This is a genomic window from Spirillospora sp. NPDC049652 (assembly GCF_040675125.1).
GTDB lineage: Bacteria > Actinomycetota > Actinomycetes > Streptosporangiales > Streptosporangiaceae > Spirillospora.
Map to the genome: position 1 here is coordinate 1 of NZ_JBFAOF010000229.1, position 9,001 is coordinate 9,001.

Genomic DNA, 9,001 nt, shown 5'->3' on the forward strand with positions numbered 1-9,001 from the left:
CGGCGCGGTGGGTGCCGTCGAGGATCAGCGCGCGCCCGTCGTCCAGCGCCAGCGCCGGCAGGACGAGCTGCACCGGCTCGTCCTGGTCGCGGAAGCACCGGACGAGCCGTTCGAGGGTGTCCCTGCGCTCGGGGTCCCAGCGCTTGAGGCTGTCGGAGGCCTCCCGCACGGTGTGCGTCACCGCGTCGGGGTGGCGCCATTCGGTCTGGTCGCCGGAGGCGGTGGCGTACCAGACGGTGAGCAGGTCGCCGAGCGCGTCGCGGGAGGTGCTGAAGCGCTCCTCCACGCCGCACGCGGGATCGCCGAGCAGGTCGGGCGCCAGCTGCGCGCGCACGTGCCTGCCGAGGAACAGGTGGGTGAACTGTGAGGTGTCGATGGGGAGCCTTCCTCACATCTGGGCCTTGATCGAGGAGGCCCGCCGGCGCAGCCGTCCGGCCTCCTCGTCGCCGACGCCGGGGAGCCGCGCGAGCGCGGTGAGTATCTGCACCAGCTTAGGGTGACCGGGCCCGTACGTCTCCTCCACGATGCGCCGCGCGCGTTCCAGCACGTCGCGGGCCTGCCGCGTGCGGCCCGCGGCGGCCAGCACCGGCCCGTACTCCACCAGGACCTCCGCCACGTAGGGATGCTCGGACCCGTAGAGGCCCTCGTAGAGCCGTTCGCCGTCCTCCAGCAGCCGGCGGGCCCGCTCGGTCTCGCCCTGGGCCGCCAGCACCACCGCGTACACCTTCTCGGCGGCGACCGTGCTCGGATGGCGCCCGAGGATCTCCCGGTAGATCCCGACGACCGGCTCGATGACCCGCCGCGCGCCGTCCACGTCGCCGAGCCAGGTCAAAGTGGCCGCGAGGGTCTTGTGGTGCTCCACCACCTCGAAGTGGGTGTCGCCGAGCCGGTCGGCGAGGACGCCGCTGATCCGGGTGAGGCGCTCGGCGGTGTCGCGCAGCCGCCGCCCGTCGTCCAGGACCCGTCCCAGTTCGGCCTGCACGAACGCCGCGGAGCCTTCGGCGGCCAGCGTCCGGTCGTCCTGCGCCCCGTACAGCCGGACACACCCCTCGACCGTCCCCTCCAGCGTCTCGACGGCCTCACGGAACCGGCCCCGGCGCCACATGACCGTCCCGCGCACCGTGTCGATCTCGATGAGCCGGGGATCGTCGGCGTCACCGGCGGCGGCCAGCACCCGGCGCCCGTGCTCGGCCGCCGTGGACGCCTCACCGAGCTCGGAGAACTCCACCAGGATGCGGCTCTTCCACAGCAGGAACCGGTAGAGGGACGGGCTGTCGCGCCCGTCGAGGTGCTCCTGGATCTCCAGGGCCGTCGTGACGGCCTGGAGGGCGCCGACGATGTCGGCCCGCCGGTACAGGTCGATGGCCAGGCACAGCTGGGTCTCGGCCACCTCGCGGCTGCGCGCGCCGTGGGCGTTCTCTCGCAGCGTCAGCGCCGCCGTCAGCGGCCCGGCGGCCTCGTCGTAGCTGGACCGCTCGATGAGGTAGCGGCCCGCGCAGTACAGCAGCCGTCCCAAGACGACCTCGGTGTCGGCCCAGCCGGGCGGCCGCCGTTCTGCGCGGGAAAGGCGCCGGTGGTTGCCGTGCAGCGCCAGGACGTGCGGCAGCAGGCGCGAGCAGACGGGCCACCGCGTCCGGTCGTCGACGTCGGCCGGGAATAGGTGGTCCAGGATGCCCGCGGCCGTGGCGAGCCACCGCACGGCGGTGGCGGGGTCCATGTCCTTGCGGACGACGCTCTGCACCAGGCGGTGCACCCCGGCGGTGCCCGCCTCGATCCGGATCAGCGAGTAGCGGTGCAGCTGCTGGACGGCCAGGTCGTAGGCGAGGGAGTCGGGCGCCACCGGCGTGAGATGGCCTGGCAGGTCCGCGACGCCCTCACCGGCCAGGTCGCGGGTCAGGCCCTCGGGGGCGAGCATCGCCCACAACCGCATGAGGTCCAGGGTCAGCGGCCGACGCTCGGCGGCGCGGCGCAGCGTCAGGTTCCAGGTCATCGCGACCGGCTGGACGTCGTCGGCGGGCTGGAACCGGGTGAGGACGTCCTCCAGCGAGTCCTCCAGCAGCCGCCCGTAGACGGCGAGGCTGATCGCGGCCTGCCGGACGTAGGCGACCGCGTGGGTCAGCGCGAGCGGGAGCTGCCCGAGCAGGCGGGCGACCGTCCGCGCCGCGTCCGGGTCGTCGTCCCCCGTGCCCTCGCACAGCAGCCGGACGGCGTGGTCGCCCGGCAGCGGCGGCACCTGCAGCAGCGCCCGCCCGGGCACCAGCCCCGACCAGTCCGCCAGCCGGGAGGTGATCAGCACGTGGCCGCCGTCGCCGCTCGGCCAGTGCCGCCGAAGGTCCTCGACCGAGTCGGCGTTGTCGAAGATCAGCAGCCACTGGCCCCGCTCGCGCAGCGCCCGCCGCAGCTCGGCGATGAGCAGGTCGGCGTCCGCCAGTTCGGGCACGCCGAGCCGGAGGGCCAGCCGCACCAGCCCCGCGCTCAGGGAGGTGGGCCGGTCGGCGGTGATCCACCAGATGATGTCGTAGTGCCGCCGGTACCGGTGGGCGTAGTTGGCGGCGAGGCTGGACTTGCCGACGCCGCCCATCCCGACGGCGGCGACGGCGCTCACGTCGTCGTCCTGGTCGCCGGGGTGCAGGAACTGGGCGCGCAGGTCCCGCACGAGCGCGTCGCGTCCGACGAACGTCGGGTCGGGCGGCCGGAGGTTGGTGATCGCCGGGCCGCCGTGCGGGAACGGCGTCCCCCCGGCGGACGGCAGGACTGATGTGTCCGGCACGTCCGCTTCGGCGAGGATGCCGCGTGCTGCCAGTTCGTGGAACAGCAGCGTCCGGGCGCCGGCCTCGTCCAGGCCGCCGATGTCGACGACGGGGACGCCGTCCAGCTCGGCCGGCGTCGCGCAGTCCTCGATGCGCACGACGACCAGGCGCTCGGCGTCCGGGCCGTAGTGGTCGAGCATGGGCGACCCGAGCGCGTCCCAGGTCGCCGACAGCACGCACACCGACCAGGTGGGCAGGCCGTCCGGGGTGGCCGCGGGCGGGTCCAGGGCGCGGTAGGGCTCCACCCGGGTGCGGGCCGCCGTCCCCAGACACGCGGCGATCCACTCGCCGTAGGTCGCGTCGGCCGGATGGAAGAACACCGCCAGCGAACGCACCGGCACCGCCGGTTCCTGCTGGGTGCGGCGCAGCCCTCGCAGCCTGAGCCCAAGATAGGTGCTGCCGCCGGTGAGCGCCGCGCTGAACACGGCCAGCGCCCACCCGGGCGACCCGTCCACGCCGCCCGCCACGATCCCGGCGAAGGCGCCGATACCGATGGCGCACCCCCCGACCCAGGGCACGCGATGGGCCTCGCCCACCCGGCGCAGCCCGTCGCGCCGGACGGGTGCCGGAGCCGGGCGCGGCGGAGCGGGATCGGGCGACTCGATGGTGTCTCGGTGCAACGTCGTCTCCGCCGGGGCGAACAGGGACCGGTGCTCCGATGATGGGACGCGGACCACCCCCCGGTCCACCGGCCTCCGCGAATATCGTGGCGGCTCGGACCGACGGACCGGCGGCCGGGAGGCGGACGTGACGAACCCCGACGGACTGGACGCGGCACTGCGGGGCCAGATCGCGCAGGTGGACCGGCGGGTAGCCCTCAGCGGCGGCCGGGACGCCCACGACCGCGACCAGATCCGGACCGCCGCCGCACTGGCCGGATCCCTCCGCCGCACCCTGGGACTCGGCCGCTTCCGCGGCGTCCTGACGGGCAATACGGCCCGTCCGCAACTGGTGCTCGGCTTCTCATGCGCCAACCGAGGCCACGTCGTGCTGAAGGTCTACGGGAAGCGACGGCCGGGCGAGGCGCAGACGCTACGGCTGTGGGCCCGTCACGGCGTGCCCGCCGCGCCGGTCCTGGACAACGGAGACGACCCGACGACCTGGCTCCTCATGTCCAGGGTCGAAGGAAACGTCCCCCGCCAGGACGACCTCGCCGACGACGCCGTCCTGACTGCCCTGACCCGCGACCTCGCCACCACGATGGCCACCGCACATGCGGTGACGAGCGCCGATGTTCCCGGCGGCCGTCCCCTCAGCCCGACCATGACCGGATACCTGAACGCGGCAGTCGCCGTGCTCGCCGCGCACGGATATGAGCCACCCGCCCGATGGCGCGAAGCCACCTCCGTATACGACGCCGGCCCGGCGACGCTCCTGCACGGTGACCTGGGCCTCAGCAACATCATCCGCGACCGTCACCACGGCCTGCGGCTTCTGGATCCCAGCGCCTACATCGGACACCCCGGATTCGACGCGGCCCGCTGGTGCGCCAGAGCGGCCGGCCCCCACCGCGCCGAGACCGCCTTGGCGACCTGGTGCGAGGCCGAACCAGCCGCCGACACTCCCCACACCCGAACGCTGTTGGGCCTCGAACTCCTCCTCCAAGCCGGAACCCGAGAAGCAGTCAAACTCCACCACGGCCAGCACAAATCCGACCGAGACCCCCTGACCCAAGCCTTCCTCACCCAAGCCCACCACCACCTGACCAAGTACTGAGCCAGCCAACGCCGAGGCACCCGCCAGTCCCGGCAAGTGCCATCGCGGTGAGCCCGCATACCCTGACCTGGTGATCAGTTCGGTGGTCTTCGACGTTGGCGAAACCCTTCTCGACGACACGCGCGAATGGCGTGCGTGGGCCGACTGGCTCGGCGTCCCCTCGCACACCTTGTCCGCCCTGGTGGGCGCCGTCACCGCTCAGGGCCGCGACAACGCCGATGCTCTGCGCCTACTTCGCCCCGGGATCGACCTTGCGGCCGAGCGCAAGGCCCGAGAGCGAGCCGGGCGCGGCGAGATGATCTTTGAGCAGGACCTCTATGACGACGTCCGGCCCGCACTCGCCGCCCTGCGTGCTCAAGGAATCTGGGTCGGGGTCGCCGGCAACCAGACCAGCGGCGCCGGCGAGCACCTGAGGGCGCTCACACTGCCGGCGGACGCTGTGGCGACGTCGGGCGAGTGGAAAGTGGCCAAACCGGATCCGGAGTTCTTCGCCCGCCTCATCGACTGGGCACCGGGCGAGCCGCACGAGATCGTGTACGTCGGAGACCACCCCGCCAACGACATCTTCCCCGCGCACGCCGCCGGCCTCCGCACGGCGTTGATCCGTCGGGGCCCCTGGGGACACCTGTGGGCCGACGACCCGGCTGTCCGCGCGGCGGCCGACTGGACCATCGCCGGCCTCAACGAACTGACCGGTCTCCTCACCACGAAATGACAGCCCGCCCCCACCTGCCCTGAGTACCGTTCAGGCACCAGCCCGGTCCGGTTCCAGGAGTCGGCGATGGACGACGTCGGCGCGAAGATCGCCGCCACCCGCACAGCGCGACGAATGACCCAACGGCAGCTCGCCGAGTCCGCCGCCGTCTCGCTCAGCCTGCTCCGCAAGGTCGAGCAGGGGACGCGGCCGGCGACCGACCGAACGCTGGAGGCTTTGGCCGTCGCGCTGGGGGTGCCGCCCGACGTGCTGGCAGGTCGCAGAGCCCGCACCGACTCGCGTGTCCACTCGGTGATACCGGCACTGCGCCAAGCCATCGACGCCTACGACCTGCCCGACGACGGGCCGGTCAGAGCCCTGCCAGATCTCCGGCGGGTCGTTCAGGAGATGACCGTCCAGCGGCTCAGCTCCCGGTACACCGTGATCGCTGAGACGGTCCCGCCGGTGCTGGCCGAACTGACGCGCGCCGTGCACACGATGCCCGGCCCTGATGCCCAGCAGGCGGCAGGGTTGCTGACGATCGCCTACCGGGCCGCCGACGCAGTGGCCTATAAGTACGGCTATTACGACCTATCTGCCCGGCTGGTGGAGCTGATGCGGTGGTCCGCAGTTCAGTCCGCCGAGCCCGTTCTCGCCGCGACGGCCGCGTACGTACGCACCGAAGTGTTCTTCGCCAGCCAGAATCTGAGGCCCGGACTGCGTGCGTTGGAGCAGGCGATCGAGGCCATGACGCCGGTCACGCTCGCTGAGAACGCAGCCCTGGGCGCCCTGCACATGCGGGCCGCCGTCGTCGCTGCCCGGCTCACTGAAGACCTCCGCGTGGTCGACGAACATCTGGCGGAGGCGCGCCGGCTCGCCCACGCCGTACCGGAGGGCATTTACACGGGGACGGCGTTCGGTCCGGCGTCGCTCCACGTCCACGAAGTGTCGGTCGCGGTCGAGCTCGGCGACGCTGCTCGCGCAGTCCAGGCGGCCGGAAGGCAGGTTCCGTTGAACGACCTTCCAGCGGAGCGCCGCTCCCATTACTGGATCGAAGTCGCCCGAGCCCAGCTCTGGCTCGGAATGCGCCGCCAGGCGCTTCGATCACTGCACGAGGCTCGGCACGCGGCGCCCCAGCATGTACGCGAGCATCCCCACGTCCGAGACGCGCTGGTGACTCTCCTGCGCCTGTCGGTGACCCCCTCACGCCCGCTCGTCGCCTTCGCCGAGTGGGCGCGCGCGATATAAGACCTGGTCAAAGAGGGTGACACAAAGTGTGTCACTCGTTGAATGCGCCGTGCACCACCCTCGGGTTACTGCCCACCGTGGCCTCAGCCACAACGCGGGCGCGGTGTTCCCGGCGCGGGGCCACCACGCTCACCAGGTCGGGTGCGCGCTCTGTCCGCTTTCCCGCTCAGGACGCGCTCTCAGGTGGCTCAGCTGTTCCATCCGTGGTCGCAGTGGCACGTTGCCCAGCTCGACTGCGCCCCGCGCTGGCACGTCCTCGTAACAGAGCGGCCCCGGCCCGCTGCGTGAACAGCGGGAGCTCCGGGGCCTTGACCGGACACAGGAGGTCCGACCCATGAGGCAGCGTACGACCCAGACAACCCGGACACTGCGGTGAACGCCACATTCGGCGTGCTCGCCAAGCGCCGTCCGAGTTGGCCGACACCTGCGGCCTTGCTCGGTGAGCTGGCGGACCAGCTCTATGACCACAGCCTCGAGGTCGTCATCTACCAGCGGCACTTCCAGGTTGTCGCCGTCACCGTCTGCTGGCCGAGCCAACGCGACCGCGCGGTCACGATCATCAGTGTCGAGCGCGGCGACGACCGGGAGATCTGGTTCGCGACCGGAACCACCACCGGGGACCTCACCGGCGACACCGAGCTGATCGCCCCGGCCACGCCGCTCTGGGACGCCGTCCAGGCCGTCCGGGGAAGGCTCCGCCGATGACCACCGGACGGATCAGCCCCCGGCGGCCCTACGACTGGCTCCAGGACCTCGCCGCCGCGCTCGAAGAACTCGGCGTGGTCGGCACGCTCCACAACACATCGGCCGGCCCCACCCTCGCGGTGGTCTCGGACCTCGACCGGACACTCGACCGCGACATCACCTGCGAGACCGTCCCGGGCGCACGGCCGAAGTTCTGGGAGCACCTCACGTCCTCCAGCCAGCACGCACCAGGCCGTCGCCTGTTGCCCTGCGGCGACCCGGCGAAAGTGGCGTCCCACCTGGCGCGCGCGGTGGCCCGCACACCCCGGCCCATCGCCCGCCCCGACGACCCCGAGGACACTCCCGGCGGGTCGGCATGACGGGCCCGTGGCGGCACCGCTCCCGCGCCTCGGCCGACGACGGCCACGCCATGCCCGCGCGGACGTCGCAGAACCCCGCGCCCGCCGAGCCGAGCCCGGGGCGGCACCCCACCCCCGCGCTGGCAGCGCTCCAGTCGGGACCCGCCCAGACTGCGATACACAGCGACGACGGCAGCCACGTCCTGCGAGACGTGCAGCGGCTGCTCGCCCCCCACCGGGCGCGGGCACCGCGGCCGGGCTCCCTGCCGGAGGACCCGCCGCTGGAAGAGTTGGCAAGGAGCTGGCTCGCACACCTCCGGGCGACGCACCCGCACTGGGGCATCCTCTACCAGCCGTACGCGCGAGCCTGGATCGCTCTCCACGGCCGCAAAGTGATCGTCACGGCCACCCCGCAAGAGCTCACCACCCTGCTTCCCCCGCCGACCAACACGCGTTAGTCCTGACCACCGGCAGGCCCAAAGCTTCCACTTCTCTCCCGAGCACCCGGATTCCCGAGTTGGTCCGGAACGCACGCCGGGCCGTCACCGCTCGACACAGCGATCGCCGACCGCCGGCGACCATTCCTTTGGCCCGCGAGGGGCGAGGAAGCGTCTCCGATCAGCGGTGTGCTCTTGGGGAGGTCAGTGAGCGTTGTGGGTGGTGGCCAGGGTGTTGATGCGGTTGGCCAGGGCGAAGTCGAGGGCGGTCAGGCCGCCGGCGCTGTGTGTGCTGAGGGCGAAGCGGATCTTCGTCCAGCGGACGTCGATGTCGGGGTGGTGGTCGGCCTCCTCGGCTGCGGCGGCCACCGCCACCACCAGTTCGATGCCCGCCGCGAACGACGGGGCCTCGAACTCGCGGCGGATCTCCTCGCCGTCCCGGGTCCACCCCGGCAGCTCCTTCAGCCGCTCGGCGATCGTGGCCTCGTCCAGCCTGCTGCGGTCGGGCATCGCTCCCCCTCCAGATGACGGTCCTCACCGGAAGTACATCACCGTCCCGCCGACAGGTCGTAGACCGTCACGCCGCCGATGGTCCGCTCGGTGAAGTTTCCCTGCACCCAGGCCGCGATCCGCTGCGCCTCGTCGCTTCCGCCGGACGAGCTGCCGCGCATTCCCAGCATTGATCCGCCGATGAAATAGTGGATTCGCTTCGCGGACACCAACTGCTGGAACGCCGTCAGGGTCGGGGCCGGGTCGGTGCCGTTGAAGCCGCCGACCGCCATCACCGGACGGCCCGTCGCGAGCTGGTATCCCGCCGCGTTGTTCGACCCGACCGCCGCGGCCGCCCACGTATAGGAACGCGCGTCCTGCGTCAAAGCCGCCACCAGTGCGGTCGGTGGCGTCGCCGCGCCGAGCAATCCGCCTGGGCCGCCGCGCATGCCGCGTCCCAGCGCGCCAGTGATGCCACCACCTGCGGGGCCCGGCCCTGGCTGGCCGCCGAAGCCAGGGGGCGTTCCGTTGAGGGGGCCGCCGCCCGGCATACCGCCGCGTGCC

10 protein-coding genes are annotated in these 9,001 nt (G+C 72.4%); 6 read left to right on the plus strand and 4 right to left on the minus strand.

Annotation, left to right across the window (positions count from 1 at the left end):
* Together AB0J52_RS17005 and AB0J52_RS17010 are read right to left on the minus strand one after the other, a co-directional pair.
* A partial coding sequence (locus tag AB0J52_RS17005; RefSeq protein ID WP_500182531.1) for a ParB N-terminal domain-containing protein occupies positions 1–334 on the minus strand: 334 nt, incomplete at its 3' end.
* A 54-nt stretch (positions 335–388) separates the two neighbouring features.
* Positions 389–3,430, minus strand: a complete 3,042-nt coding sequence (locus tag AB0J52_RS17010) for a tetratricopeptide repeat protein (RefSeq protein WP_500182532.1) — start codon at positions 3,428–3,430, stop codon at positions 389–391.
* 127 nt (positions 3,431–3,557) lie between these two features.
* On the opposite strand from AB0J52_RS17010, the gene AB0J52_RS17015 reads away from it, so the two are divergent.
* From AB0J52_RS17015 to AB0J52_RS17040, 6 genes are all read left to right on the plus strand, one after another.
* Positions 3,558–4,526, plus strand: coding sequence for a phosphotransferase (locus AB0J52_RS17015; protein WP_500182533.1), 969 nt, complete (start codon positions 3,558–3,560; stop codon positions 4,524–4,526).
* Between the two features lie 70 nt (positions 4,527–4,596).
* Positions 4,597–5,241 carry an HAD family hydrolase gene (locus tag AB0J52_RS17020; protein WP_500182534.1) on the plus strand — a complete coding sequence of 215 codons (645 nt, stop codon included), beginning with the start codon at positions 4,597–4,599 and terminating at the stop codon, positions 5,239–5,241.
* A 66-nt stretch (positions 5,242–5,307) separates the two neighbouring features.
* Positions 5,308–6,468: a helix-turn-helix domain-containing protein gene (locus AB0J52_RS17025; protein ID WP_500182535.1), complete on the plus strand. Its 1,161-nt coding sequence runs from the start codon at positions 5,308–5,310 to the stop codon at positions 6,466–6,468.
* A gap of 372 nt (positions 6,469–6,840) precedes the next feature.
* On the plus strand, positions 6,841–7,173 hold the full coding sequence (locus AB0J52_RS17030; RefSeq protein ID WP_500182536.1) for a hypothetical protein: 333 nt from the start codon (positions 6,841–6,843) through the stop codon (positions 7,171–7,173).
* Positions 7,170–7,532, plus strand: a complete 363-nt coding sequence (locus AB0J52_RS17035; protein ID WP_500182537.1) for a hypothetical protein — start codon at positions 7,170–7,172, stop codon at positions 7,530–7,532. Before AB0J52_RS17030 ends, AB0J52_RS17035 begins: the two co-directional genes overlap by 4 nt.
* Positions 7,529–7,969 (plus strand): hypothetical protein, encoded by a 441-nt coding sequence (locus AB0J52_RS17040; RefSeq protein WP_500182538.1) that lies wholly within the window; start codon positions 7,529–7,531, stop codon positions 7,967–7,969. Before AB0J52_RS17035 ends, AB0J52_RS17040 begins: the two co-directional genes overlap by 4 nt.
* A 183-nt stretch (positions 7,970–8,152) precedes the next feature.
* On the opposite strand, the gene AB0J52_RS17045 is transcribed toward AB0J52_RS17040, so the two are convergent.
* Together AB0J52_RS17045 and AB0J52_RS17050 are read right to left on the minus strand one after the other, a co-directional pair.
* Positions 8,153–8,458 carry a 4a-hydroxytetrahydrobiopterin dehydratase gene (locus tag AB0J52_RS17045; protein WP_500182539.1) on the minus strand — a complete coding sequence of 102 codons (306 nt, stop codon included), beginning with the start codon at positions 8,456–8,458 and terminating at the stop codon, positions 8,153–8,155.
* A 38-nt stretch (positions 8,459–8,496) separates the two neighbouring features.
* A partial coding sequence (locus tag AB0J52_RS17050) for a mannosyltransferase YkcB-related protein (RefSeq protein ID WP_500182540.1) occupies positions 8,497–9,001 on the minus strand: 505 nt, incomplete at its 5' end.

Coding starts and splice junctions, on each gene's coding strand:
- AB0J52_RS17035 (WP_500182537.1), top strand. CDS start 7,170: ATGACCACCGGACGGATCAGCCCCCGGCGGCCCTACGACTGGCTCCAG.
- AB0J52_RS17045 (WP_500182539.1), bottom strand. CDS start 8,458: ATGCCCGACCGCAGCAGGCTGGACGAGGCCACGATCGCCGAGCGGCTG.
- AB0J52_RS17025 (WP_500182535.1), top strand. CDS start 5,308: ATGGACGACGTCGGCGCGAAGATCGCCGCCACCCGCACAGCGCGACGA.
- AB0J52_RS17040 (WP_500182538.1), top strand. CDS start 7,529: ATGACGGGCCCGTGGCGGCACCGCTCCCGCGCCTCGGCCGACGACGGC.